Below are 26,840 nucleotides of genomic sequence, written 5' to 3' on the forward strand. Positions count from 1 at the left end.
TATGAAAAACTATAGCATTAAAGCATTACGCGAAGCGCTAGATACTAAAGAGGTGTCAAGCGTTGAGGTGTTAGAGCACTTCAAAACAGAGATTGAAACCCATGATCAAAAGATCAACAGCTTCATCACTAAAACGTATGATCATGCCTTAGCCCAAGCGCAAAAGGCCGATGAAGCGATCGCTAAAGGTGAGCAAAAGATGCTGACGGGCATTCCGATTGCTCATAAAGATCTCTTTTGCACCAAAGGCATTAAAACAACGGCAGCCTCTAAAATGTTGGAGAACTTTGTGTCCCCATATGATGCCACTGTGGTTGAAAAGTTAGATCAAGCGGGCGTCATGGTGCTTGGTAAAGTGAACATGGATGAATTTGCCATGGGTGGCAGTAACCGCACCAGTCACTTTGGCACTGTGCATAACCCGTGGAATCGTGATCATGTGGCAGGCGGCTCTTCAGGCGGTTCAGCTGCGGCAGTGAGTGCAGGGTTTGCTTTAGCGGCAACGGCATCAGATACTGGCGGCTCAACCCGTCAGCCAGCGAGCTTTTGTAACTTAACAGGCATTAAAGCCACCTATGGCCGCATTTCGCGCTGGGGCATGATTCCATTTGCGTGTTCATTTGACCAAGCGGGCGTGATTGCAAAAACTGCAGAAGATTGTGCCTATATGTTTGAAGCGATGGCGGGGCATGATGCGAAAGATTCCACCTCCCATCATGTGGCTGTGCCAAAATATTCAGATCTACTCAATCAATCCATTGAAGGTTTACGCATCGGGATTCCTAAAGAGTTTTTATCTAAAGATTTAGACCCTAAAATTGCCGCCGTGATTGAAAATGCATTAAAACAGTACGAAGCGATGGGCGCAACATTAGTTGAAGTCACATTGCCAAATACCGATGTGGTGGTGCCTGTCTATTACACCATTGCACCGGCAGAAGCATCGAGTAATTTGGCGTGTTTTGATGGTGTGCGTTATGGCCACCGTTGTGAAAATCCACAAGATCTACAAGATTTATACATGCGTAGCCGCGCCGAAGGTTTTGGCGAAGAGGTGAAAAAACGCATCTTTATGGGAACATATGCCTTAAGTGCAAGTGCGTATGATGCTTATTATGTCAAAGCACAAAAAGTGCGCCGTCTTGTGGCAAATGATTACAACTCTGTGTTGAGTCAAGTGGATGTGATCATGGGGCCAACCTCACCTGATCTACCTTTTAGACAAGACAGCAAAGGCGGCACCAATGAGTATTTGAGCGACATCTTTACGGTGGGCGCAAACTTAGCCGGTTTACCTGCCATGTCGATTCCTGCAGGATTTGTTGAGGGATTGCCTGTGGGTTTACAGATCATTGGCCGTGCATTTGACGAAGGAAAAATCTTAAATGTGGCACATGCTTATCAAAAAGAGACGGATTGGCACACTAAATTGCCAACTTTGGATTAATTGAGCCACGCAGAATAAAGGAATTGACCATGACTTGGGAAGTTGTCATTGGATTAGAAGTACATACACAGCTTACAACGCAAACGAAACTGTTTTCCGGTTCAAGCATTCAATACGGTGCTGAGCCTAATACGCAAGCAAGCCTCTATGATTTAGCGATGCCGGGCACATTGCCTGTGTTTAACCGCGCGGTGTTGGACAAAGCCATTTTATTGGGCTTAGCGATCAATGCACACATTGCACCGAAAACAGTGTTTGAGCGTAAAAACTATTTTTACCCTGATTTACCGACGGGCTATCAAATCAGCCAATTGGCGTTGCCGATTGTACAAAATGGTCACTTGATGGTGACGGCGGATGATGGCAGCGAGAAAAAAATTCGCATCAACCGCGCGCATATGGAGTGTGATGCCGGTAAATCCTTGCATGATGAAGTGTACGGCATGACGGGCATTGACTTAAACCGTGCCGGTACGCCTTTGCTTGAGATCGTGACGGAGCCTGACATTAACTCTGCAAAAGAGGCGATTCAGTATTTGCGTCAATTGCATCAATTGGTGACTTGGCTTGGCATTTGCGATGGCAACATGCAAGAAGGCTCTTTCCGTTGTGATGCCAACGTTTCTGTTCATAAACCGGGCACGCCTTTTGGTACGCGCGCAGAGATCAAAAACATCAACTCTTTCCGTTTCATTGAAGATGCCATCAATCATGAAGTGGCACGCCAAATCGAGATCATCGAAGCGGGCGGTGAAGTGGTGCAAGAGACGCGTTTGTATGATCCGGATAAAAATGAAACACGCTCCATGCGTACGAAAGAAGAAGCGAACGATTATCGCTATTTCCCTGATCCGAACTTATTGCCGATTGTGGTCACCGAAGAGATGATCGAAAAAGTGCGCGAAACATTGCCGGAATTGCCAGAAGTGTTACAAGCACGTTTGATCAGTGATTATGGTTTATCTGAATATGATGCATCTGTTTTGACGCAATCACGTGCGATGTGTGATTACTTTGGTCAAATGGTGGCCAATGGCACGGATCCAAAAATGACGGCGAACTGGTTATTAGGTGAAGTGTCGGCAACCTTGAATCAACAAGGTGTGAGCATTGATGCCTTTGTGATTTCCGCCGATCGTTTAGCTGGATTATTGACGCGCATTGCCGATAAAACCATCTCTAACTCAATTGCGAAAAAAGTGTTTGAGTTGATGCTGCAATCATCGAAAACCGCCGATGAAGTCATTGAGGCTGAAGGCTTAAAACAAGTGACAGACACTGGCGCAATCGAAGGCTGGGTCAATGAAGTGATCGAGAAAAACCCGAAACAAGTAGAGCAATACAAGGGTGGACAAACCAAACTCCTTGGCTTCTTTGTGGGGCAGGTGATGAAGCTCAGTAAGGGCAAGGCCGATCCTGCCGCGATCAATGCATTGATGGCAGAAAAATTACAGTAAACAATTAAACCTAGTCATTGACTAGGTTTTTTTATAGAGGATTTCGTACAAAGGGTAAAGGGCACTCTCTTCAAGTTCAATGCGCCGTTCAACGTAGCGCAGCATCAATGCGAATTCTTTACAAAACTGCGAACCATTGATGGCATCATGTGGCATGTTGCAATATTGATGAATGAAATTTCTGAGGTTGATGCTCAATTGATTGAGGTCACGGCGAATGTATTGCACCATCTCAATTTCTTGGCTGTCATCCTCTAAAGCATCTTCAAGTAATTGAAACAAAATATGATTTTCTTTATCCAAGTGTCGATTTAAAAGATGTGAGAGGGACTGCATGGCCGCTTGAGTTTTTTCCCATTCTTGCTCAGAGGCTAAGTGTTCGATGATAAAACAGGTTTTGAGGATCTCTTTGTGCTCTTTAGTCAAATTTTCGATCAGATCTGGGTTATAATCATCAAAAATGGGAAGATGCTTTGTCGATGTTTGATCTGCTGAAAAAGCACGATCAGTGAGCATCGCAGGGGAAAGCTTCTCATGAGGAATGGTTTTGGTGATGAATTGTTTGAACATGGCTATTTTAGGATCATTTTAAATATCAAGCGGGCAATTGAATCATTAAACGTATATTGTAAAGACAAATGTATTGTAAAGTAAATAAATATTAACGTGTAACTATTTTTTTAAGGTGCGTCATCATATAACGGAGGATAGAAATGACCAATCGCAACACCATTTTTTATACTAAGACAGACGAATCGCCACTTTTGGCCACATACTCATTTTTACCAATTGTTCAAGCCATCGTAAAACACGCAGATGTTGATGTGCAATTGACGGACATCTCTTTAGCCGGTCGCATCATTGCATTGTTCCCAGAGCGTTTGACAGAAGAGCAGCGCATTGATGATGCATTGGCGATGCTTGGTGATTTAACCAAATCTCCTGAAGCCAACATTGTGAAATTGCCGAACATCTCAGCATCCATTCCACAATTAAAACGTGCGATCAAAGAGCTTCAAGCTAAAGGCTACAATGTGCCTGATTATCCTGAAGCACCTGCTAATGATGAAGAAGCGGCCATTAAAAAAGCGTATGCAAAAGTTTTAGGTTCAGCCGTGAATCCTGTATTGCGTGAAGGCAACTCAGATCGCCGTGCGCCAGAAGCTGTGAAAGCATATGCGCGCAAAAACCCACATTCCATGGGTCAATGGGTGAAAGATTCTAAAACAGATGTGGTGAGCATGACAGAAGGCGACTTCTATGGCTCAGAAAAAGCTGTGACGATTGATGCCGCAACTGAATACAGCATCGTATTTGAAAATGCTGCAGGCGAAACGAAAGTGCTTAAAGATTTTGCACCGCTTCAAGCGGGTGAAATCATCGATTCATCTGTGATGAATGTGAACAAACTCAAAGCCTTTGCAAAAGATGCCATTGCACGTGCGAAAGCAGAAGGTGTATTGTTGTCTGCCCACTTAAAAGCCACGATGATGAAAGTGTCTGATCCCATCATTTTTGGTGCATTGATCGAAGTTTATTTTGAAGAATTATTTGCAAAATATGCTGAAGAATTCAAAGCGCTTGGCATCACAGCGCGCAACGGTTTAGGTGATTTGACACAAAAAATCGCAGGTCACGCCAAAGAAGCTCAAATCAAAGCAGACATCCAAGCCATCATTGATGCATCGGCTGATTTAGCGATGGTGAACTCTGATCTTGGCATCACAAACTTCCACGTGCCATCTGATGTGATCGTCGATGCGTCCATGCCAGCGATGATCCGTTCAGGCGGTAAAATGTGGGATAAAAATGGTCAGCAAGCCGATACCATTGCGATGATTCCTGATCGTTGCTATGCATCCATTTACAAAGTGACGGTGGATGATTGTAAAGAGAACGGCGCATTAGATCCAACCACCATGGGCACTGTGCCAAACGTGGGCTTGATGGCGCAAAAAGCACAAGAATATGGTTCGCACGATAAAACATTTGAAATGGCTGACAATGGCACCGTTAAAGTGATCAATCAAGCGGGCGATGTATTGATGAGCCAAGCGGTTGAAGCGGGCGATATTTTCCGCATGTGCCAAGTGAAAGATGCACCGATCCAAGATTGGGTGAAATTAGCTGTGACGCGTGCGCGTTTATCTGGCATGCCTGCAATCTTCTGGTTGGATGAAAATCGTGCCCATGATCGTGAGCTCATCAAAAAAGTGGAAACATATTTGAAAGATCACGATACTAACGGTTTAGACATCACGATTTTATCCCCTGAAAAAGCGACGAAAAAAACGTTGGAATTGATCCGTGCGGGTAAAGATGTGATCTCTGTGACGGGTAACGTATTGCGCGACTACTTAACAGATTTATTCCCAATTTTAGAGTTGGGCACATCTGCGAAGATGTTATCGATCGTACCTTTAATGCAAGGCGGCGGTTTATTTGAAACAGGCGCGGGCGGTTCTGCCCCTAAATTGGTGGAAGATTATTTAGCTAAAGGTCACTTACGTTGGGATTCACTCGGTGAATTCATGGCGTTGGCAGAATCTTTGCATCATTTAGCGCGCACGAATGACAATCAACGTGCTGCTGTGATCGCAAAAGCCTTAGAAGCTGCGAATGCTGAATACTTAGTGGAAAATAAATCCCCACAATCACGCCCAGGTCAATTAGACACGCGTGGCTCTCATTTCTATTTGACTTTGTACTGGGCAAAAGCATTGGCAAACCAAGATGAAGATCCTGAATTGAAAGCAGTATTCACAGAGTTCTACAACAATTTAGCTACAAATGAAGCGAAAATTGTGAAAGAATTGATCGATGCACAAACGCCAAATCAAGAGATTGAAGGTTATTACTTGCCAACAGATAAAGCATTGAATTCCTTGATGCGCCCAAGTATTACCTTAAATCAATATGTTACAAGCTTATAATTTATAAAAATTTAAGGTAGAATGTCTGCCGCCGCCACTATGCTATGAAAATGGCGTAGTGGCTTTTTATTTATTGGAGGTACATTTTGGAAGCTGCGAAAACTATAACAGAAATCCCAGTGGATATTTATAACACGTTGCTTTGTGCAAGCTTAGTGTTGTTATTGGGGAGTTTTTTAACGAAGCGTTTAGCGATCTTCAATCGTTTAACCCTTCCATCGCCTGTTGTAGGTGGTTTGTTAGCCGCACTGGCGTTGTTTGCTTTGAGAAGTTTTCAGGGCATTCAGATCAACTTTGACCAAAGTTTGAAAGATCCTTTAATGCTCATGTTCTTTGCGAGCATCGGTTTGAACGCAAACATCAAGCAATTGATGGCGGGCGGCAAAATGATCGCGATCTTCTTAATTGGCGTGGTGGGCTTATTGATCATCCAAAATGCTGTGGGTGTGGGTTTAGCAACAGCATTGGATCAAAATCCATTATTAGGCTTATTGGCAGGCTCCATCACTTTATCAGGTGGTCATGGTACGGGCGCTGCTTGGGGTGCAACCTTTGCTGAAAAATATGGCTTTACCTCCGCCACTGAAATTGCGATGGCTTGTGCAACCTTTGGTTTGGTGTTAGGTGGATTGATCGGTGGGCCAATTGCACGTTTCCTCATTAATCGTAAACCGGATCAAGTGGAAATTGACCCAACGGCCAGCGCAGACAGCTTAACAGCATTTGATCGCCCAACGATTCGCCGTGCAATCACAGCCTCTTCCATGTTAGAAACCATCGCAATGCTTGCCATCTGTTTAAGCGCAGGGACGGCGATTGCAGGTTTATTGAAAGGCACAGCGGTTGAATTGCCAACGTTCGTATGCGTATTGTTCGTAGGTGTGATCATCAGCAACTTAGTGAACTTTGTGCCAAGTTATCAAATCTTTGAACGCGCGGTTTCCATTGCAGGTAACGTCTGTTTATCCCTCTTCTTAGCCATGGCATTGATGAGCTTGAAATTATGGGATTTGGCAACATTGGCAGTTCCAATGTTGGTGATTTTATCTGTACAAACTGTTGTGATGGCGATGTATGCAATCTTTGTGACCTACCGCTTAATGGGTAGCGATTATACTGCGGCTGTATTGTCCGCCGGTCACTGTGGCTTTGGTATGGGGGCAACGCCAACTGCGATTGCAAACATGCAGGTGGTGACAGAAAAATATGGTCCTGCACCAGTTGCCTTCATCGTGGTGCCAATGGTGGGCGCATTCTTCATCGATCTTGTGAACGTGATTGTGATTCAAGGCTTCTTGAAATTGCCAATGTTCACCAGTATGTTGACGGCGGTACCAACACCATAACTGTGTCAATTCATTGACTTTGAGCCATTGAGGGGAACTTCAATGGCTTTTTTTATGGAGATTGCTATACTATGCAAACGCTAATGAGCAGAGGTTCTAGCGCAACCCTCTATAAAAAACTAAGGAGATCATTGTGAATAAAGATCGTGCGATCGTCGTCTTCAGTGGCGGTCAGGACAGTACAACCTGTCTATTTTGGGCACAAAAACAATTCAAAGAAGTCATTGCCTTGACTTTTGATTACGGACAAAGACACAGCAACGAAGTTCAGCATGCAAAAGCGATTGCAGAAATGCTTGGGGTTCAATGGTTATCCATTGAGTTGGATCTGTTTCAAAAACTCACCAAAAATGCATTAACATCGCCAGATGTTGCCATTGAAATGGCAGAAGGTGAATTGCCTTCAACATTCGTACCTGGTCGTAATCATCTATTTTTCTCCATTGCAGCGATGGTGGCTTATCAAAAGGATGCCAAACACATTGTGGTGGGCGTCAGTGAAACGGATTTCAGCGGTTATCCAGATTGTCGGGATCAGTTTGTTAAATCACTCAATGTCACGCTAGATTTAGCCATGGAAGCCCCCTTTGAAATTCATACGCCATTAATGTGGCGCGATAAAGCGGCTGTTTGGGCTTTATCAGATGAATTAGGGGCGTTTGAATTTGTCAGAGATCATACGCTCACATGCTATGAAGGCATTCCGGCAGCGGGCTGCGGAAAATGTCCTGCCTGTGTTTTGCGTCAAAATGGGCTAGAAACCTATTTAGCTAAAAAATCAAAAGGGGAGGCATAATGCTACAGCAATTTTACCCAACTGTGACGCATGCCTTTCGTTATGAGCTCAATAAAGACATGCACTTTGCCGCTGCCCATTTCATTCCCAATGAATCTGCGGGCGTGTGTCAGCGCGTGCATGGCCACACCTATTTTGCCAATGTCACCATTGTGGGTGATCAATTGGATGAGTGCGGATTTTTGGTGAATTTCCAAACCCTCAAGCATTTGGTGCACGGTGAGTATGATCATACGTTATTGAATGATCATGCGGATTTTAACAGCGCGCCGCCGTCCACAGAAATTGTGGCAGAGCGCATTTGGCGCCGCATTCAGGATCATTTGAATCAGTTAGACAATCAGCCGCGCTGCGTTCAGATTTTGGTGCGAGAAACGCCCACCAGTTATGTGCGTTATTTGCCATGTGCGGAGGATTTTGCATGAATTTTCCCGTCTTAGAAATCTTTGGCCCAACAGTGCAGGGCGAAGGAATGGTCATTGGGCGAAAAACTTGCTTCATTCGCCTAGCGGCATGTGATTATCAATGTGTATGGTGTGATTCTAAATTCACATGGGATGGTTCTATGAAACCCGATGTGATGACAATTCCGATGATCATTGATGCTGTCAATCAATTGCATGAGGATCAAGTGGATCATGTCACCATCAGCGGTGGCAATCCTGCTTTGTATAAAGGGCTTGATCAATTGGTATTGGCATTGAATGATGCAGGTTATCAAACAGCGATTGAGACGCAAGGCTCCCATTGGAATGAGGGGCTTAAGTTTATTGATGAAGTGACGATTTCCCCAAAGCCGCCGTCAAGTGGCATGAATACAAATTTTAAAGTGCTTGATCAGATGATTGCAGAGCTTGAAGGGCGCAATGTCTCCCTGAAAGTGGTGGTGTTTGATCGCATGGATTTACTCTATGCAGAGATGATCCATCAGCGTTATCCGCATCTCCCGATGTTTGTACAAGCGGGCAATGATCAAACATTGGAGGCAGATGAAGCAAATACATCGCTCCATTTACTCAAGCGCTATGCGGTGCTTGTGGATGAAGTGATGCGTTCGACTGTGCTTAAAAATGTGCGTGTACTGCCGCAAATGCATGCGCTGCTTTGGGGCAATCGCCGCGGCGTTTAGTTTGTACAGCAAATAAAAAAGGCGCATTGAGCGCCTTTTTTGTTGGAAGATTTAACTTAGAGTGAATAGTACAACTCAAATTCCGCAGGATGTGGAATGCGGTTCACATATTCATACTCTTTTGTTTTGAGCGCAATGTACGCATCAATGAAATCATCATTGAAAACATTGCCTTGTTTTAAGAAGGCGCGATCTGCATCTAATGCTTTGATGGCTTCTTCTAAGCTAAAGCACACTTGTGGAATGTCTTGTAATTGCTCTTTTGGCAAATCATACAAATCTTTATCCATCGCTTCACCTGGGTGAATTTTGTTTTGAATGCCATCTAAACCCGCCATCAATAACGCTGCAAATGCTAAATAAGGGTTGGCAGTGGAATCCGGGAAGCGCACTTCAATGCGGCGTGCTTTCGGGTTATTGATGTATGGAATGCGGATGGAAGCAGAGCGGTTTTTTGCTGAATAAGCCAACATCACAGGTGCTTCAAAATGAGGCACTAAACGCTTATAGCTGTTCGTTGATGGGTTGGTGAAGGCATTGAGCGCGTGAGCATGCTTAATCACGCCGCCAATGAAGTAAAGAGCGGTATCTGACAATCCCGCGTAGTTTTCACCGGTAAAGAGGTTTTTACCATCTTTCATCAAAGAGATGTGAACATGCATGCCAGAGCCGCTGGTATTGTGCAAAGGTTTTGGCATGAATGTGGCAGTTTTACCATATTGGTGCGCCGTATTTTTGATGGCATATTTGAGTAATTGCGTTTCATCGGCTTTGGCCACCAAAGTATTGAATTTGACACCAATTTCAGATTGGCCTGCGCTTGCCACTTCGTGATGGTGTACTTCTGTTTCAATGCCTAGGGCTTCGATCATTTCGCACATTTCTGCACGCAATTCATGTAAGCGATCAATCGGAGCAATCGGAGAATAACCGCCTTGTACGCCATTTCTGTGGGCAAGGTTATTTTCCATTAAATCTGAGTTCCATGAGGCTTCTTCAGCATCAACTGTGTAACCCACATTGCCCATTTCTGTGCTGTAGGACACATTGTCAAAAATGAAGAATTCGTTTTCTGGTCCTAAAAATGCATCATCCGCAATGCCTGTGGATACCAAGTAATTTTGTGCCAATTTTGCAATGGAGCGTGGATCTCTTGAGTAATGCTGCAATGTGGAAGGTTCCACGATGTCACAATGGATCATCAATGTTTTGTGATTATAAAAAGGATCAAGGCGTGCAGTTTTAGGATCTGGCATCAAAATCATGTCAGAATCTTCAACGCCTTTCCAACCCTTGAAGCTTGAGCCATCGAACATTTTGCCTTCTTCAAAGAAATCTTCATTGATCTGGCGTGCCGGCACGGTTAAATGATGTTCTAACCCTTTGATATCCGTAAAGCGTAAATCAACGTATTTCACCTCTTCATCTTGAATGAAGGATAATATGGAAGAAGCAGTAAACTCAGACATGATAAGCATCCTTTTAAGAGCGCAGAAAGAATTAATTGTAATCAAATTGCGAAGGGTCCGCCAAATATTTCTTCAGCCTTTTCGCAACTTTTCAAATGGGCATCATTGCATCATCGCAAAGAGGGCTAAAAATCCATTTAAAGCACCAATGCCCACCGCAAGGCTAATGAACACATTGCCAAAGCGGATATATGATAGCAAAACTAAGACTAAGGCGAGGGCTTCTGAGAAAATTTTAAAAAGATCAGGATTTGGGCTAAAGGCATCTAAACTGCTGAGGATTAAAATGGTCATCACCGCCATCGGCAAGGCAAAGTTTAATGCCACCAACCAACGTTGCCTTAATAATCGCTGGGGCACTAACGTTGGAAAAGCGCGCTGAATGAGGGTGATCGCGCCCATCACTAAAATGCCAATCAGTAATAATGGAATCGGTAACATTTAAGCCTCCACTTTCTGTTTTTGTTGCATGACATAATGGAGCAAAATGCCTGCAATGGTGATCACAAGCGCGATGATCAATAATGCTTTTGGAAAGAGCACATAAGCGATCAAAAAGGCAGGCAATGCAATCAACATGGGATAAAGGACTTTTTTCTGCTTCCATTGTTCGTACCACAAAATGACAAATAGGCAGGTGAGGGCAAATTCTAAATTCGGAATCCATTGCCCAAGTTTATGGCCAGCCATGACGCCTAAAATGGTCCCCGTGATCCAATAACTGTGTACGCAGGTGGCAATTTTTAAAAAGAGGGATTTTTGTTTCTCCTTTGGCAAGGTTGTCATCAATGAAAATGCTTCATCGGTGAGGCAAAAGAGACAGTAGGTGCGCTTGAGTTTTGAGTCAGGCAATGCATCCATTAAAGGCAGCGCATAAAAAATGTGACGAAGGTTAATGGCAAATGTGTTGATGGCTAAATCTAACACGGATGCACCCATGGCAACGGGCTGAATTGCCGCATATTGAGCCGCACCTGAAAAGACAGTGATGCTGATGAAAATTGAGATCCATGCGGGAATGTCCGCGGCGCTTGATAATACGCCAAAAGCCATGGCTGCAGGAATGTAACCCATTGCAACAGGCGTTGAGACTTTCAGTGCCTCTCTCCATGTGGAGCGTTCCATAATATCCTCATTTGTCAGTGGTTGAATTTTATTGTTATGTTCAATTGATGCGCATGATTCTATAAGAGATTGTGGGGGTTGTATAGCATTGACGCATTGGCAACTGAGCAAGATGTCTGCTACTCTTTGTGATTCTGTTTTTTTGATGGGTTGATTCATCATGATGTTGCTTAACTTGCTGTGGATTTTAGCGCCGTTATTCATTGGCTTTTTTACGGTGGTGCGCTCGAAAACACTTTTGAAGCTGATTGACCACAGCCTAATGATCCTGATCTATTTGATTCTTTTTGTGATGGGGTTAAGCTTGGCCACGATGGAAAACCTCAACAGTGAACTTGGTAACATTCTCTGGCAAACGGCAATTTACATCGTTTGTATTTTGGGGATGAATCTTCTGTTTTGCATCTATTTAGATCGTGCCTTGCCTGTCACAACGCAAAAGGCCGCGGATTATCAAACCTCAACTTGGGGGCTTGTTTGGAATGCCGCAAAGCTCCTTGGCGCAATTGTGGCAGGGATTTTTGTGGGGCAAGGGATTTTAGCCCTCAATATTTTGGCGATGCACGATTTTAAGGTGATCAACGATGTGCTTGGGCAGGGCGCTTTGATGCTGTTGTTATTGTTTGTGGGCATTCAGCTTCGCAGCAATGGCATTGGTTTGAAGGCTGTTTTTCTCAATCGTTATGGTTTGATTTTGAGTGTGGCGGTGATCATCTCTTCTTTTGTGGGCGGCATTATCGCCGCATGGTTCAATGGTCGCCCAGTGTTAGAAGGGCTAGCGATCAGTTCAGGCTTTGGCTGGTATTCATTGTCCGCAAGCGTGTTGCAAAAAAGCTTAGGGCCCACCGTGGGCAGCATCGCCTTTTTTAATGATCTCTTTCGTGAGTTTTTTGCTTTTGCGGTGATTCCGCTTTTAATGGCACGTTATCCACTATCTGCGGTGGCGTCGGGCGGGGCAACATCTTTAGATTTTGTGTTGCCGTTAATCCAAAAAACAGGCGGCATCAAAGTGGTGCCCATCGCCATCAGCTTTGGGTTCATCATCAATTTAGTGGCGCCCTTTTTCTTGGTCTTTTTTGGCAGCTTAGCGCAATAAAAAACCTACGTTGCCGTAGGTTTTGTGTGGAATTACAGTGCAGGCGCAGCCGCAAGGGGTGCAGCCTCATCTTCTACCTGCCAACCTTTGTAGGCTAACGGTATAAAGGCAATGACGATGGCCAATGCCGCAATGAACCATAAGTAGTACGCAACGCCCATCGGTGTCATTTTAAGTAGGGCAATGGCAATTGCAGGTGTCAATGCACTGAAAATGGCATAAGAGATGTTGTAAGCAAAGGATAATCCGCTAAAACGAATCGCCGGCGGGAACATGCGTGTGGCAATGATCGGTGGTAATGATGTGCAACCTGCAAAAAATCCCATCACTGCGTATAACGTCATCATCAATGGCACAGATGGGTTGTACATCAATGTGGTGTAAAATACGGCAGAACTTATGATCAATCCGCCCCAAAAGAAGAGTGAGGCTTGACGCGTTTTGATGCGATCTTCCATCATGCCACACACCACGCAGCCAATGACAATGAAAACAGCCGCCACTAAGCCGGATGCGCGTGTAATGAGGGGATCCATCCCATAAATGCCTTGCAATACTTTAACAGGTGTAAATAAAATCCCAAGCATGACCGTTGTTGACAATGACCATGTGAGTAAACCCGTTAATAAGCAAGCCAAACGGTGCTTTTTCACAACGGCAACAATCGGAATCTCTTTGGACAATGCACGTTTTTTTGCCATTTCTTGGAACACAGGGGTTTCTGATAAAAAACGGCGCAAATATACCGCCACTAAGCCCAAAATCCCGCCAATAATGAATGGAATTCTCCAAGCGTAATCGGTGATGGCCGCTTTATTGTCCGCATAGATGATGTCGATGCCAAGGGAGATGGAAAAGCCCAATAAAATCCCGCCGGCAATGCCACCCGTTAAAATGCCAATGCCAAGCCCGTAATGTTTTTTTGGGGCATGTTCAGCAATGAACACCCAAGCGCCCGGCATTTCACCACCAATGGCAGCGCCTTGTAACACGCGAAAGAGGATCAATAATATGGGGGCAAAGATGCCAATGGTTTCATATGTGGGCATGATGCCAATGCATAATGTCGGGATGGCCATCATAAAAATGCTGAGGGTGAACATTTTTTTGCGCCCTAAAGTGTCGCCAAAGTGCGCCATCACAACGCCACCAATCGGGCGTGCTAAGTAACCGGCAGCAAAGCCACCCCATGCAAAAATATCGCCCCAAAAGCCTGCGGCAAGGTCGGCAGGTAAAAATAGGGGTTTGACCACCGTTTCAATGTAGAGGGCATAGATGACAAAGTCGTAAAATTCTAAGGTTCCGCCTAATGCAGAAAGTGAGAGGGTTTTCTTATCCTCTTTTGTCAATGGCTGACGCCTGGATATGGGCTGAGCGATTTCACTCATGGGTGACTCCTTTTTTGATGATTTTTATAGTGGTGGTAATAAAAAACCCGCCATTTGGCGGGTTTCGGAAAAATTGTGTGGTTTTATTTCTGCATCACAAAAAAGCTCCGAGTCCCGCAGGGCTTGAAGTAATAGAAATAAAAGAAATAAACCAGTGCAATCATTTTGTTCATGTCATCTTTTGTACAATTGTTCTGAAATAATTGCAAGTCTCTCCATAAAAATGATGAAAATAAATTGACAAAAGAGCAAACTGTACTATCATGGTAGTACAGTTTGATTGGGAGTTTCGAGTATGAAAAATGAAGATTATAAAGCCTTATGTGACGCATTATTGACGATAGAGGATGCAGAAAGCATGAACGCTTTTTTACGTGATCTTTGTACGCCCAATGAATATGCCGCATTTGTGGAGCGCTGGCGTGTGTGTCGCTTGTTGGCAAAAGAGCAATATTCATACCGTGAAATTCATGCCCTCACTGGGGCAAGTTTGACCACAATTGGGCGTGTTGCACGCTTCTTAAAAGATGAAAATAACAATGGTTACACCGCCGTTTTGGCAAAGATTGATCAGGCATAATTAAACATCAGGAGTATGGAATGAAAAAGACAGTATTGGCAGCAGCGCTTGGTATGGTGACTTTATTCGGTGCATCATATGCTGAGATGAAAAAAGTTTATGTGAACCAAATCGTCGAGCACCCGGCATTAGATCAAACGGCGCGTGGCATTAAAGATGGCTTAGAAAAACGCGGTTATAAAGTGGGTGAAAATTTAGATTATCGCGTGGAATCTGCGCAAGGTAACATTGCCTTAGCCAGCCAAATTTCCTCTAAATTTGTGAGCCAAAAAGCAGATGTGACGGTGGGCATTGGCACAACATCAGCCCAAAGCTTAGTCAAAGCTGCCAATGAAGGGAAAACCAAAATGATTTTCTCCTCCATTACTGATCCATTAACGGCAAGTTTAGTGACCAAATTATCAGGCTCAAACAGCAATGTGACGGGCATGTCCAACAAAGTGGATGTGGTGCCACAGTTTGAATTGTTTAAAGAGTTATTGCCAAACCTTAAAACCATTGGCTTTATCTATAATCCTGCAGAAGCGAACTCCATTCAGCAGTTAGATGATGTACAAAAAGCAGCCAAACAATTGGGCTTAACGATTGTTGAGCAAGCTGTGAATAAAACCTCAGACGTACCACAAGCCGCCACACGCTTAGCGGGCAGAACAGATGCGCTCTTCATTTATGGTGACAACACTGCTTTAGCAGCGCTTGAAAGCATCGTCATGGCGGCAACAAAAGAGAAAAAACCTGTGTTTGTGGCAGATACAGATGCGGTTGAATTAGGCGCATTGGCTGCCCTTGGTCCTAATCAATATGATTTAGGGTTAGACACTGCAGAAATGATCGCCGATGTGTTAGATGGTAAAGACATCAACACCATTGATGTGGGTTTCCCAAGTGGTTTAGAGCTTTACATCAACCAAGATGCGGCAGATAAATTGGGCTACACATTCCCAGAAGCCGTGACAGCGAAAGCTGCAAAAATCATCAAAAAGGATTAATGTTGCATGATCAGTATGTATGAGTTGGAGATGAGCCTGATTTTAGGGCTCATCTATGGGATCGTCGGGATGGGGATCTATTTAACGTTTCGCGTGATTGATTTCCCAGATTTAACCTGCGATGGTAGTTTTGTGTTAGGCGCTGCCATTTCAAGCGTGATGATTAAATATGGATACAATCCCTATTTTTCACTTTTGATGGCGATTGCAGGCGGCATGCTTGCAGGTTCTGTCACAGGCATTTTAAATTGCTATTTTAAAGTGACGGATTTATTGGCGGGGATTTTGGTGGCATTTATGCTCTATTCCGTCAATATCCATGTGATGGGCGGCATTCCTAACATTTCATTGCTGGGTAAAACGACGATTTTCACCTTCTCACCACTGATCTATTTAGCCATCATTGCCATTGTGCTTGTGGCGGTGTTCACTTGGTTTTTGAGCACCAATCTAGGTTTATCACTGCGCGCCATCGGTCAAAATAAGCGTTTATGCTTAAATGGTGGCGTGAATGTTAAATGGATGATCATTTTAGGCGTGGCGCTCGGCAATGGTTTGATTGCCCTTGGCGGCGCATTGTTCTCTCAGCAGCAAGGCTTTGGGGATTTAACCTCAGGCATTGGGACGATCATTGCAGGGTTTGCTGCGGTGATCATCGGTGAGAAGATCTTGCCATTTCGCTCCCTTTGGGTGAAATTATTGAGCTGCGTCATTGGTTCAATTGCATATCGCGTGGTGACATCGGTGGCTTTAAACGTTGAATTCTTACACCTTCAAACCTCAGACTTTAACTTGATTGCAGGTTTATTGATTGTGGTGATTATGGCAATGCCGGGACGTAAAAATGCTTAAATTAGAATCCATCGATGTGGTTGTGGCAAAAGGCACAAAGCTTGAGCGAGAAGTGCTCTCTAACCTAAATCTTGAAGTGAAAAAAGGCGAATTTTCCGTCATCATTGGCGGCAATGGCGCGGGTAAATCTACATTGTTTAATGTGATCTCAGGTTTTATGAAGCCTGCTAAAGGTCGCATTTTGATTGATGATGTGGATGTGACGAATGCATCCCAACAAAAGCGCGCAAAAGACGTGTCGATTGTGATGCAAGATCCGCGTGTGGGCACCATGGAACGCATGACGATTTTAGAAAACATGGCATTTGCTGCTAAGCGTGGAAAATTCAGAGGCTTGCAATTTTTCAATGGCAAAGCTCAGCGTGAATTTTTCCAAGATCGTTTATCGTTATTGAACATGGGGCTTGAGGATCGCTTATCCGATTCCGTGATGAATTTATCAGGCGGGCAGCGCCAAGCGTTGAGTTTGATCATGGCGATTTTGGCAGATTCTAAGATTTTACTTTTAGATGAAATCACCGCTGCCCTTGATCCGAAAATTGCGGAAACGGTGATGTACTTGGCCAACAAAATTGTGGAAGACTCCGATTTAACCTGTTTAATGATCACCCATAACATGCATCACGCCATTGAATATGGCGATCGCACGATGCTCCTTAAAAATGGTCAGTTCTTAAAAACGTTTACCCGTCAAGAGAAGCAAAACATTTCAGCGCCTGCATTGGCGGGGATGTTTGAAGCAGACTTTGCGGATGTATAATCCCGTTGTTCATAAAGTTGCCCTGCATTGCAGGGCTTTTTTTATCCATGAATCTTTGGCGTGATGCGCACATAGATGAGTTCGCCCACAAGTTCCACCAAGGTTTGTGTGACAATTGCGGTGATGGCAATCAGCACCCATTCGCTTGGCAACGCTAAGGCAAAGGGCAATACCGCCAGTGAATTGCGTGTGCCTGCGCTATAAATCACTGTGCGAAGTTCATTGGAGGGCAATTTAAATGATCGCCCAAGCATGAGATTAATGAGGAACATGATCACCATAAATCCAATATAAATGGGGATCAATTGTTGCAATAATGTTAAATCTGCCACCACCACAGTAATATTGCTGCTCACAATGATGAACAACACAAGCGCCATCAGCGGTACGGGCAAAGCATTAGAAATGGATTGCGTGATTTGACTCCATCGATGCTGTTGTGTGCTCTGCACAAGGATAGCCGCAACGCAAGGCAATAACATTAAGACAAAAAACGATTCCACAAAGGGCTGAATGGAGAGCGCAGCCACAAAGCTTTGCCCTAAAAATAGATAAATATAAATGGGTAACAGCAGTATTTGCAGGATCAATAAAATTGGCGTCGCGGCCAGCATCAATTTGCCATCGCCTTTGCCAAGGGTTGTGAACACCACGACATAATCAATACAAGGCGTCAGTAACACCAATACAATGCCAAATTGTAGGGCAGGATGATCAGGAAAATAGGGGAAAACCACACTCAAGACAAGCGGAATGATTACAAAGTTACTGAGCAAAATCGCACATAAAAAACGTGGCGCTTTTAAAATATCGAGGAATTTTAAAAAAGGAATCTGCACAAACATCCCATACATGAGGATGCCAAGCGCGATGGGTAAAGCATCCATTAGATTGACGGGCATAGATAAACCCACCAAAACGGCAATGCTAAGGGTGATGAGATAAATACTCACTTGAGATCGTTCGAGTTGAGCTTGCACAGAGTGGCTCCTAAATGATTCAAGGATAGCACTTTTTGTGAGCGGCGTTATAATCAAGCTCCTTTTATCAAGTAGGAATGATCATGATTACAGTGACCACATTGAAACAGTTGAAGGCGAAGCAAGAAAAAATCACTATGCTGACGTGTTATGACGCATCGTTTGCCCGCGTGATGGAAACCGCAGGCGTTGAGATTTTATTGATTGGCGATTCATTGGGCATGACGGTTCAAGGGCACACGAGTACATTGCCTGTCACCTTAGAGCAGATGATTTATCACACACAAAATGTGGCAAGGGGCAATCAAACGGCATTATTGCTCGCCGATTTACCTTTTGGCACGTATGAAGCCGATGCCATCAGCGCGTATCAAAATGCAGCCGCCTTAATGAAGGCAGGCGCACACATGGTGAAATTAGAAGGTGGTATGCATCAAGTGGAGAAAACCGCATATTTAACGGCGCGTTCCATTCCTGTGTGTGCGCATTTAGGTTTAACACCGCAATCCGTCAATACCCTTGGTGGTTATCGTGTGCAAGGACGGGATGAAAGCGCAGCAGAAGCATTATTGACCGCAGCAAAAGCCCATGAAGCTGCCGGCGCTGCGTTGTTGGTATTAGAGTGCATTCCGGCGCCTTTGGCAAAGACCGTGACAGCGGCTTTAAGCATTCCCGTGATTGGCATTGGGGCGGGTAAAGATTGCGATGGACAAGTTTTGGTGTTACAAGATTTACTCGGCATTTATCCGAAACCACCGAAATTTGCGAAAAATTTCTTACAGGGTCAAGATTCCATTTTAGCCGCCATATCATCATACATTGCGGCGGTTAAAGCGGGGACTTTTCCTGAATCCATTCATACATTTGAAGCATAAGAGGATTACATGAAAATCATCCATTCCATTAAAGAGTTGCGCGCCCTTCGTCAAACATTATCATCCGTGGCTTTAGTGCCCACAATGGGCAATTTGCACGATGGGCATTTGTCCCTTGTTGAGCGTGCAAAAGCGGCGGCGGATCATGTGATTGTCTCCGTTTTCGTCAATCCCATTCAGTTTGGCGAAAATGAGGACTTTGGCAGTTATCCGCGCACGCTCGAAGCTGATTGTGAAAAATTGGCCAAAGCAGGCGTGACGGCGGTGTTTGCTCCAAGCGCGAAAGAGATGTATCCATTCAGCGTGCAATCTGTGCGTGTGGTGCCTTCAAACATTCAAAATGAGCTGTGCGGCGCAACCCGTGAAGGGCATTTTAATGGTGTGACCACCGTTGTGACAAAACTGTTTAACATCGTTACGCCAGATTGTGCATGCTTTGGGGAGAAGGATTTTCAGCAGCTGCACATTATTAAAGAGATGGTCAATGAACTCAATGTCCCGGTAGAGATCATCTCTGTGCCCATTAAACGTGATGAAAATGGTTTAGCGCTCTCGAGTCGCAATGGTTATTTATCTGTTGAGGAGAAAGCCCAAGCCATCGAATTGTCTGAGTGTTTGCACACTGTGCGTGCGGCGATTTTAGAGAGTGATGACGATTTACGTGCGATTGAGCAAAAGGCTATGGATCATTTAAATGCCAAAGGTTGGCAGGTGGATTATTTATCCATTCGTGATGCGGATACATTGGCCGTGGCAAGTGCGCGCACAGGCAATTTAATTGTCTTGGCGGCTGCGAAAATCGGGGCAACGCGTTTATTAGATAATTTAAGAATTTAACAGTATGTGATGGACACAGAAGCATATCTCAAGCGAGATATGCTTTTTTTGATTATGCTTTTTTGACGCCTAAAATAACGTGTGGTGCTTTAAAGAGGGCTTTAACTTTTTGACCTTCTTTAAGATCTAAATTTTCAACGCTTTCATTGGTCACGATGGCCACAAGCTCAATGCCTTCTTCAGTTTTGACAAAGATTTCGCTGTTAACAGCGCCTGTTTTTACAGCAGAGACTGTCGTACTGAATTGATTGCGTGTTGAGAATTCATATTCATCCGTGTCTTCAGCGAGGATGATCCATGGCGCTTTGATGAGTGCGATCACTTCTTGACCGACAGATAAGTCTAAACGACGAGTGCTGCCTTGTGTAATGCCCGCGACGATTTCTAAGCCATGGCCGATGTCAATGATCACTTCATCATTGGTCGCCCCTGTTTGGATGGCTTCGATGGTGCCTGTAAATTGGTTGCGTGCTGTTGTTTTCATGTTTCCTTCCTTACTTTACTTATGTTGTACTTTTAATGGTTCTTTGATCGAACGCATTTGAAATCATACACCATCTCGCAGGCCGGAAGATAGCCCTAAAAATGCGGGCGCGCGAAATTAAAATTTCACATAACGTGTTGGATTGATTGGGGATCCATTCACACGAATTTCAAAATGGAGGATATTACGCCCCTCTGAACTTTTACCCATGGTGCCAATTTGCTGACCACTTTTTACGCGTTCACCTTCACGCACAGAGATAGAAGATAAATAGCCATAGGCGGTGTAAACATTGTTAGAATGCTTAACGATGACCAATTGCCCAAATCCGCCGCTGCCAACACCTGCATACACCACTTGGCCATTGTTGGCACTGGTGACGGGTTGATTGAGATTGCCGGCAATCTGAATGCCTTTGTGACCTGGTAAATTCGGATTAAAATTCCGCACCACTTTACCTTGTGTTGGCTTATGCCAGCCACCCATTTTGGGGATCGGTTGATTGTTATATGTGCTTGGCGCTTTAATCGTATGATCAGAAGCCGCCGTTGTTTTATTCGGCTTGTAAGTTGATGTTTGAGTCGATGCCACCGCGCGACCGTCACGCACTTTAGCACCGCCTCTGATCTTCAATTGTTGACCCACCCGAATGTGATCGGGGTTAGAAATGTTATTCATGCGACTTAACTCAGCGACCGAAAGATTGTAACGATTGGCAATGCTGTTTAAAGAGTCGCCAGAGCGAACGGTATACACACCATGGCTAGAACAGGCAGCAATCACTAACATGAACGGAACGATGAGGGTTGTACGCATAGATTTCATTGTCTTTTTATGAGTCTTCCAAAAATTTAAACAAGTTCGCAAAATAACCACTTTAACTGAGATTGTAAAGGATTAATTTTGCGAACATCCTAATGATTCTGAGCCATTACTCAGTGGCGCAAATCGCGGTGATGTTCACCACACGGCGCACTGTGGCAATGTTCGTGAGGATCTGTACAGGTTTGGCAAAGCCCGTTAAAATCGGGGCAACCACCACGCTTTGCGTAATGGATTTGGCAAAGTTGTACGTCACGTTTGCAGAATCAATATTATTGAATACAAATAAATTAGCATTGTTCGCTAAATGATTGGTGGGCAAATATTCATCACGATGATGTTTAAAGAGCGCCAATTCAGGTTGCATCTCGCCATCGACCGCCAATGTGGGTGCTTTCTCTTGTAAAATGGCTAAGGTTTCACGCATTTTACGGGAGAATTCTGTATCCGCAGAACCAAAGTTTGAGTGAGAAATCAGCCCAACGCTTGGCGTTAACCCAAAACGCTCTACAATTTTTGTGGCGGCCAATGTAATGTCAGCGAGTTGCGCTGCTGATGGATTGACGGTGACATGTGTATCCGTGAAAAAGAGCGGGCCTTCTGATGAAAGCAATAAACTCACGGCTGAAGGCGCTTGATTGGCATCTTTTAAGCCCACAGTATCGGTAATGTGCTCTAAATGGTTTTGATATTGACCCAATGTACCCGCCACAATCCCATCAATGAAACCTTGATCAAGCAACATGCCACTTAACACATTTGGGCGCATTTGTAAGCGGTGATACGCCCAATCAGACGTTAAACCTTTGCGGCACATTTTGGCATAATAGGCTTGATGGCACTCGGTTAAATGCGGCGGATCACGGTAATCGATGATCTGTACGTAATCGCGATTGGTGCGGCTGATGGTGTCTTCACGTCCCAAGACTTTTGTGGGTAAAGTGATGGATAAATCTGCCAATTTTGCTTGAATCACTTCCGCACGACCCACCAACACAGGGTTGGCCAATTGTTCATTGAAGATGATTTCAGCAGCACGCAATACGCGCTCATCTTCACCTTCCACATAGGCGATGGTGCGGTAATTGTGTTTCGCTTCATCAAATAAAGGCTTCATGATCATGGATGAACGATACACGAGCGAAGTTAAATGTTGGCGGTATTCGTTTAAATCCTCAATCGGGCGCTTAGCCACGCCAGACTCCATGGCAGCTTTGGCAACAGCGACTGGCAATTCAATGATGAGGCGCGAATCAAAAGGTTTTGGGATGATGCTGTCTTTGCCAAATTTTGCCGTCATGCCTTTACGGGAATGCGGCATGTTGATGCTTGCGCTTTGTTGCGCCAGGCGGGCAATGGCATTGACGCATGCAATTTTCATGGCTTCGTTGATTTCTGTGGCACCACAATCTAATGCGCCGCGGAACAAGAATGGGAAGCACAATACGTTGTTGATTTGGTTAGGATAATCTGAGCGACCTGTGGCCATGATGGCATCTGGGCGAACTTCTAACACCAATTCTGGGCGAATTTCTGGCTCAGGATTGGCAAGGGCAAAAATAATTGGGTTCGGCGCCATTGTTTTCACCATTTCAGGCTTTAACACGCGCGGCGCAGATAAACCTAAGAAAATGTCTGCATCACAAATGGCATCGGCTAAGGTGTTGTGCGGCGTTTCTTGTTGATAGACTTTGTTGTATTGATTTAAAGTCTCTTCAGGGCGGCGCGTATTGATGATGCCATCGATGTCAGACACCAAAATATTCTCTTTTTTAAGGCCAAGGGAGACCAATAAGTTTAAACAGGCAAGGGCAGCAGCACCTGCGCCACTACACACTAAGCGCACAGATTCAATCGGTTTATTCACCAATTTTAAGGCATTCATAATGCCAGCGGCCACGATGATGGCGGTGCCGTGTTGATCATCATGGAACACAGGAATGTTCATGCGCGCTTTTAATGCCGCTTCAATCTCAAAGCATTCAGGCGCTTTGATGTCTTCTAAGTTGATGCCACCAAAGGTGGGCTCTAAACTTGCCACCGCTTCAATGAATTTTTGTGGATCTTGTTCATCCACTTCAATGTCAAACACATCAATGCCCGCAAATTTTTTAAAGAGGACGCCTTTGCCTTCCATCACAGGTTTACCGGCAAGGGCACCAATATTACCTAAGCCTAAAACAGCGGTCCCATTAGAAATAACCGCCACTAAATTACCTTTTGCAGTGTAATCAAGGGCGGCTAAGGGATTTGCTTTAATCTCCTCACAAGGATAGGCAACACCCGGTGAGTAAGCGAGGGAAAGGTCGCGTTGATCACTCACGGGTTTTGAGGGAACAACCGCCACTTTACCAGGTTTAGGAAAACGGTGATAATTGAGAGCCGCTTTTCTAAACTCTATCTCTTTTTGTGCTTTATCGTTGGTTGTCATGATTCCTCCAGAATGTGTTAAATTGTGTAAAATTTACGCATAAAAATGCTAAAATTTAATGGTTAATGTTACCAAAAAATGTAATTATTGACTATTCTATATAAAGTATTAGAAATATAATAGAGGTCGAGCACAACATCGTTGTCGATGATCTGTGCTATAATCGTCCCATCAATTTTAGGGAGGTTTACATGAATAAATCCTTAGTGTTAAGAGCAAATTCATTACCTGCAGTCAGTGATGATTTTAGCGCGTACACCTCTGCCATTGCAGATATCCCAACCTTAACGGCAGAAGAAGAGCGCGAGCTTGCAACCCGTTTGATTGAACACAATGACATCCAAGCGGCGCAGTTGCTTGTGATTGCCCATTTGAAATTTGTTGTACACATTGCCAAAGGCTTTTCTGGCTATGGTTTACCTTTAGTGGATTTAGTCCAAGAGGGCAATGTGGGCTTAATGAAAGCGGTCAAACGCTTTGACCCAAAATACAACGTCCGTTTGATCTCTTTTGCAGTCCATTGGATCAAGTCGGAAATCCATGACTTTGTGATTCGTAACTGGCGCATTGTCAAAGTGGCCACCACGAAAGCGCAACGCAAACTCTTTTTTAACTTGCGTTCTTCTAAAGAGCGTTTAGGTTGGCTCAACGAAAATGAGGCCGCAACCATTGCCGATGAACTCAATGTGAGTGTGGATGAAGTCAAACGCATGGAATCGCGTCTGTTTTCTAATGATGTTTCCTTTGACTTATCAAACAGTGATGATGACAATGAGCATTATTCACCTTCAGAGTGGTTGGCCGATGAAGATATGGATCCATCGATGCAAGTGGAGCAAGATGATACGGACAATCGTCGTCTAGAAGCTTTGACAAAAGCCATGGCGAGCTTAGATGATCGCAGCCGTGACATTGTTCAGCGCCGCTGGATGGAAGTGGATGACAGTAAAAAACCGACGCTGCATGAATTGGCAGCAGAATATTCAGTCTCCGCAGAGCGCATTCGTCAAATCGAAGCGCAAGCGATGACAAAATTGAAGAAGTTTTTAGTGGAATAATCGGATTGAGCGTATGAGCTATCGAAAAATTTTAGCATTGGTTTTTGGGGCATTGATTTTGCCCCTTTCAGGATGTGCCCCCGCTTTAGTGTTTGGCACAGTGGGCACAACGGGCGTGATTATGGCAGATCGCCGCGCAAACTCCGTGATCATTGAAGATCAAGAGATTGAGTTTAAGATCGATGGCATCATTCGTGATTTGCCATACAGCTCTAAAAACCACATCAATAAGGTGAGTTATAATCGCCATGTGCTGTTAGCCGGGGAAGTGTACACCCGTGACATTGGCATTACGCTTGAAGAACAAGTGAAGAAAATTCCGGGCGTTGTTGAAGTGTACAATGAGCTTGTGATTGCACCGCCATCTTCTATGGCTGAACGTGCAGAAGACACCTTCATCACTGCAAAAGTCAAAGGCGAGATTGCGCTTTTAACCATCTCACCTGATTTTTATGCAGGCAACGTCAAAGTGGTGACAGAACGAGGCTATGTTTATTTAATGGGCTTACTTAAACCGACAGAAATGCAACCTGTGATTGATGCTGCGCGCAAAGTCTCTGGCGTGATTGAAGTGGTGCCATTATTCCAAACGTATTACCCAGAAAAGAAAGGATAAGGATAGAGAATGAAATATGATGTGATTGCCCTTGGTGCCGGTTCCGGCGGCATCTCCGTTGTGGAACGCGCAGCAAGTTATGGCGCAAAATGTTTAGTGATTGAAAAAGGCACTGTGGGCGGTACATGTGTGAATGTGGGTTGTGTGCCAAAGAAAATCATGTGGAATGCATCCCATGTGGCAGACACCATTCACAATGCGATAGGTTATGGCTTTGATGTGGATTACAAAGGCTTTTCATGGGCTGCATTGAAGGAAAAGCGCGATGGTTACATCAACGGCATCACCGGTTGGTACGGTGGTTACATTGAGTCTTTAGGCATCGATTATGTGGAAGGTGCGGCTAAATTTGTGGATGATCACACCATTGAAGTCGATGGCAAGCAATACACGGCTGATCACATTGTGATTTCAACAGGCGGTCGTCCACGTGTGCCTTCTGATGTGAAAGGTGCTGAACTTGGCATCACATCCGATGATTTCTTTGCCTTAGAAACACAACCTAAACGCATTGCCGTCATTGGCGCAGGTTACATTGCGGTTGAAATTGCACAATTGATGCATGGTTTAGGCTCTGAATCTCATTTATTCTGTCGTCATGACAATGTGCTTCGCAGCTTTGATGACTTTGTGACCGATGAATTAAAATTAGAATTAGAAAAAACCGTTCATTTACACACAAATTCAGCAATTGAAGCATTAGAGCAAAGAGACAATGGCATTGCTGTGATCTCAAACCATGGCGCGATTGAAGTGGATACCGTCATTTGGGCGATTGGCCGTGATTTAAATACCGATGATATTGGTTTGGAAAATACCTCCGTCACCGTTGAAGCCGGTGGCGTGATCCCCACAGATCAATTCCAAGAAACGAATGTCAAAGGCGTATTTGCGTTAGGTGACATCACAGGTAAATTCCCATTGACGCCAGTGGCCATTGCTGCAGCGCGCCGTTTAGCGGATCGTTTATATGGTGGCAAAGAGGGCAGATACTTACCGTATGAGAACATTGCGAGCATCGTGTTTTCTCATCCGCCGATTGGTACTGTGGGCATGACGGAAAAAGAGGCCAAAGCCCAATATGGTGAAGATGCCATTAAGTGCTACACCACATCTTTCACATCGATGTATTCAAGCTTTACGCCAAACCCTGTCAAAACAGCCATGAAACTCATTGTGGCAGGCGAGAATGAAAAAGTTGTGGGCGTGCATTTGTTTGGTCCACAAGTGGATGAAATGCTCCAAGGCTTTGCAGTTGCGGTGCGTATGGGGGCTACGAAACAAGATTTTGATGATACAGTGGCCCTTCACCCAACTTCCGCAGAAGAATTGGTCACAATGCGCTAAACTTAAAATTCATTTTGTATTAC

The 26,840-nt window shown here is 44.5% G+C and carries 26 protein-coding genes and 1 riboswitch; of the genes, 17 read left to right on the plus strand and 9 right to left on the minus strand.

Annotated elements, in window-relative coordinates:
* Nucleotide 1: 1 nt before the first annotated feature.
* The gene (gatA, locus tag B9T10_RS06765; RefSeq protein ID WP_008315771.1) at nt 2-1,447 is read left to right on the plus strand and encodes an Asp-tRNA(Asn)/Glu-tRNA(Gln) amidotransferase subunit GatA; all 1,446 of its coding nucleotides are present in this window, start codon (nt 2-4) and stop codon (nt 1,445-1,447) included.
* A 14-nt stretch (nt 1,448-1,461) separates the two neighbouring features.
* Nucleotides 1,462-2,904 (plus strand): Asp-tRNA(Asn)/Glu-tRNA(Gln) amidotransferase subunit GatB, encoded by a 1,443-nt coding sequence (gene gatB, locus B9T10_RS06770; RefSeq protein WP_281463880.1) that lies wholly within the window; start codon nt 1,462-1,464, stop codon nt 2,902-2,904.
* 21 nt (nt 2,905-2,925) lie between these two features.
* Here the strand turns inward: gatB and B9T10_RS06775 are convergent, their stop codons facing one another.
* Nucleotides 2,926-3,474 (minus strand): hemerythrin domain-containing protein, encoded by a 549-nt coding sequence (locus tag B9T10_RS06775; protein ID WP_094538128.1) that lies wholly within the window; start codon nt 3,472-3,474, stop codon nt 2,926-2,928.
* A 143-nt stretch (nt 3,475-3,617) separates the two neighbouring features.
* Here B9T10_RS06775 and B9T10_RS06780 point away from each other — a divergent pair, with 143 nt between their 5' ends.
* The 5 genes from B9T10_RS06780 to queE all read left to right on the plus strand — a co-directional run bounded on the left by B9T10_RS06780 (nt 3,618) and on the right by queE (nt 9,108).
* On the plus strand, nt 3,618-5,837 hold the full coding sequence (locus B9T10_RS06780; RefSeq protein ID WP_063455607.1) for an NADP-dependent isocitrate dehydrogenase: 2,220 nt from the start codon (nt 3,618-3,620) through the stop codon (nt 5,835-5,837).
* A gap of 86 nt (nt 5,838-5,923) precedes the next feature.
* Entirely contained in the window at nt 5,924-7,183 is a 1,260-nt protein-coding gene (gene gltS / locus B9T10_RS06785) for a sodium/glutamate symporter (protein ID WP_008315765.1), read from the plus strand.
* An 84-nt stretch (nt 7,184-7,267) separates the two neighbouring features.
* Nucleotides 7,268-7,312, plus strand: a riboswitch (PreQ1 riboswitch).
* Between the two features lie 4 nt (nt 7,313-7,316).
* The gene (queC, locus tag B9T10_RS06790; RefSeq protein WP_179220634.1) at nt 7,317-7,979 is read left to right on the plus strand and encodes a 7-cyano-7-deazaguanine synthase QueC; all 663 of its coding nucleotides are present in this window, start codon (nt 7,317-7,319) and stop codon (nt 7,977-7,979) included.
* Complete coding sequence (gene queD, locus B9T10_RS06795; protein WP_094538130.1) at nt 7,979-8,404, plus strand: 6-carboxytetrahydropterin synthase QueD; 426 nt, start codon at nt 7,979-7,981, stop codon at nt 8,402-8,404. The genes queC and queD overlap by 1 nt, the downstream gene beginning before the upstream one ends.
* Nucleotides 8,401-9,108: a 7-carboxy-7-deazaguanine synthase QueE gene (gene queE / locus B9T10_RS06800; RefSeq protein ID WP_094538131.1), complete on the plus strand. Its 708-nt coding sequence runs from the start codon at nt 8,401-8,403 to the stop codon at nt 9,106-9,108. Before queD ends, queE begins: the two co-directional genes overlap by 4 nt.
* Before the next feature lie 56 nt (nt 9,109-9,164).
* Here queE and glnA read toward each other — a convergent pair whose 3' ends face one another.
* The 3 genes from glnA to B9T10_RS06815 all read right to left on the minus strand — a co-directional run bounded on the left by glnA (nt 9,165) and on the right by B9T10_RS06815 (nt 11,702).
* On the minus strand, nt 9,165-10,577 hold the full coding sequence (gene glnA / locus B9T10_RS06805) for a type I glutamate--ammonia ligase (RefSeq protein WP_008315761.1): 1,413 nt from the start codon (nt 10,575-10,577) through the stop codon (nt 9,165-9,167).
* A gap of 102 nt (nt 10,578-10,679) precedes the next feature.
* Nucleotides 10,680-11,018, minus strand: coding sequence for an AzlD domain-containing protein (locus tag B9T10_RS06810; protein WP_008315760.1), 339 nt, complete (start codon nt 11,016-11,018; stop codon nt 10,680-10,682).
* The gene (locus B9T10_RS06815; RefSeq protein WP_094538132.1) at nt 11,019-11,702 is read right to left on the minus strand and encodes an AzlC family ABC transporter permease; all 684 of its coding nucleotides are present in this window, start codon (nt 11,700-11,702) and stop codon (nt 11,019-11,021) included.
* 160 nt (nt 11,703-11,862) lie between these two features.
* On the opposite strand from B9T10_RS06815, the gene B9T10_RS06820 reads away from it, so the two are divergent.
* Nucleotides 11,863-12,798, plus strand: coding sequence for a LysO family transporter (locus B9T10_RS06820; RefSeq protein ID WP_063455613.1), 936 nt, complete (start codon nt 11,863-11,865; stop codon nt 12,796-12,798).
* A 32-nt stretch (nt 12,799-12,830) separates the two neighbouring features.
* Here B9T10_RS06820 and B9T10_RS06825 read toward each other — a convergent pair whose 3' ends face one another.
* A complete protein-coding gene (locus tag B9T10_RS06825) occupies nt 12,831-14,186 on the minus strand; it encodes an MFS transporter (RefSeq protein ID WP_094538133.1) in 1,356 nt (451 codons plus the stop codon).
* A 295-nt stretch (nt 14,187-14,481) separates the two neighbouring features.
* Between B9T10_RS06825 and B9T10_RS06830 the strand changes: the two genes are divergently transcribed.
* Genes B9T10_RS06830 through B9T10_RS06845 form a run of 4 tightly spaced genes read left to right on the plus strand, consistent with a single transcriptional unit; the run spans nt 14,482 to nt 17,367 of the window.
* Complete coding sequence (locus B9T10_RS06830) at nt 14,482-14,766, plus strand: YerC/YecD family TrpR-related protein (protein WP_008315749.1); 285 nt, start codon at nt 14,482-14,484, stop codon at nt 14,764-14,766.
* Nucleotides 14,767-14,786: 20 nt separating this feature from the next.
* Nucleotides 14,787-15,755 (plus strand): ABC transporter substrate-binding protein, encoded by a 969-nt coding sequence (locus tag B9T10_RS06835; protein WP_008315748.1) that lies wholly within the window; start codon nt 14,787-14,789, stop codon nt 15,753-15,755.
* 6 nt (nt 15,756-15,761) lie between these two features.
* A complete protein-coding gene (locus tag B9T10_RS06840; protein ID WP_008315747.1) occupies nt 15,762-16,607 on the plus strand; it encodes an ABC transporter permease in 846 nt (281 codons plus the stop codon).
* Nucleotides 16,600-17,367: an ABC transporter ATP-binding protein gene (locus B9T10_RS06845; protein WP_094491615.1), complete on the plus strand. Its 768-nt coding sequence runs from the start codon at nt 16,600-16,602 to the stop codon at nt 17,365-17,367. Before B9T10_RS06840 ends, B9T10_RS06845 begins: the two co-directional genes overlap by 8 nt.
* Nucleotides 17,368-17,408: 41 nt before the next feature.
* On the opposite strand, the gene B9T10_RS06850 is transcribed toward B9T10_RS06845, so the two are convergent.
* Entirely contained in the window at nt 17,409-18,347 is a 939-nt protein-coding gene (locus B9T10_RS06850) for an arsenic resistance protein (RefSeq protein WP_008315745.1), read from the minus strand.
* An 83-nt stretch (nt 18,348-18,430) separates the two neighbouring features.
* Here B9T10_RS06850 and panB point away from each other — a divergent pair, with 83 nt between their 5' ends.
* Together panB and panC are read left to right on the plus strand one after the other, a co-directional pair.
* On the plus strand, nt 18,431-19,222 hold the full coding sequence (panB, locus tag B9T10_RS06855) for a 3-methyl-2-oxobutanoate hydroxymethyltransferase (RefSeq protein WP_063504184.1): 792 nt from the start codon (nt 18,431-18,433) through the stop codon (nt 19,220-19,222).
* Nucleotides 19,223-19,231: 9 nt separating this feature from the next.
* The gene (panC, locus tag B9T10_RS06860; RefSeq protein ID WP_094538134.1) at nt 19,232-20,059 is read left to right on the plus strand and encodes a pantoate--beta-alanine ligase; all 828 of its coding nucleotides are present in this window, start codon (nt 19,232-19,234) and stop codon (nt 20,057-20,059) included.
* A gap of 52 nt (nt 20,060-20,111) precedes the next feature.
* Here the strand turns inward: panC and B9T10_RS06865 are convergent, their stop codons facing one another.
* The 3 genes from B9T10_RS06865 to B9T10_RS06875 all read right to left on the minus strand — a co-directional run bounded on the left by B9T10_RS06865 (nt 20,112) and on the right by B9T10_RS06875 (nt 23,796).
* On the minus strand, nt 20,112-20,543 hold the full coding sequence (locus B9T10_RS06865) for a TOBE domain-containing protein (RefSeq protein WP_008315742.1): 432 nt from the start codon (nt 20,541-20,543) through the stop codon (nt 20,112-20,114).
* Nucleotides 20,544-20,660: 117 nt separating this feature from the next.
* Nucleotides 20,661-21,359, minus strand: coding sequence for a peptidoglycan DD-metalloendopeptidase family protein (locus B9T10_RS06870; protein WP_094492910.1), 699 nt, complete (start codon nt 21,357-21,359; stop codon nt 20,661-20,663).
* 115 nt (nt 21,360-21,474) lie between these two features.
* Nucleotides 21,475-23,796: an NADP-dependent malic enzyme gene (locus B9T10_RS06875; protein ID WP_094492909.1), complete on the minus strand. Its 2,322-nt coding sequence runs from the start codon at nt 23,794-23,796 to the stop codon at nt 21,475-21,477.
* A 191-nt stretch (nt 23,797-23,987) separates the two neighbouring features.
* Between B9T10_RS06875 and rpoH the strand changes: the two genes are divergently transcribed.
* The 3 genes from rpoH to gorA are packed head-to-tail and all read left to right on the plus strand — an operon-like array spanning nt 23,988 to nt 26,817.
* On the plus strand, nt 23,988-24,854 hold the full coding sequence (gene rpoH / locus B9T10_RS06880; RefSeq protein WP_094488841.1) for an RNA polymerase sigma factor RpoH: 867 nt from the start codon (nt 23,988-23,990) through the stop codon (nt 24,852-24,854).
* A gap of 13 nt (nt 24,855-24,867) precedes the next feature.
* Nucleotides 24,868-25,470, plus strand: a complete 603-nt coding sequence (locus tag B9T10_RS06885) for a BON domain-containing protein (RefSeq protein WP_008315734.1) — start codon at nt 24,868-24,870, stop codon at nt 25,468-25,470.
* Between the two features lie 9 nt (nt 25,471-25,479).
* Nucleotides 25,480-26,817 carry a glutathione-disulfide reductase gene (gene gorA / locus B9T10_RS06890; protein ID WP_094538135.1) on the plus strand — a complete coding sequence of 446 codons (1,338 nt, stop codon included), beginning with the start codon at nt 25,480-25,482 and terminating at the stop codon, nt 26,815-26,817.
* The last annotated feature ends 23 nt before the right edge of the window (nt 26,818-26,840 follow it).

The sequence above is a fragment of the Wohlfahrtiimonas chitiniclastica genome, assembly GCF_002252325.1.
Taxonomy (GTDB): domain Bacteria; phylum Pseudomonadota; class Gammaproteobacteria; order Cardiobacteriales; family Wohlfahrtiimonadaceae; genus Wohlfahrtiimonas; species Wohlfahrtiimonas chitiniclastica.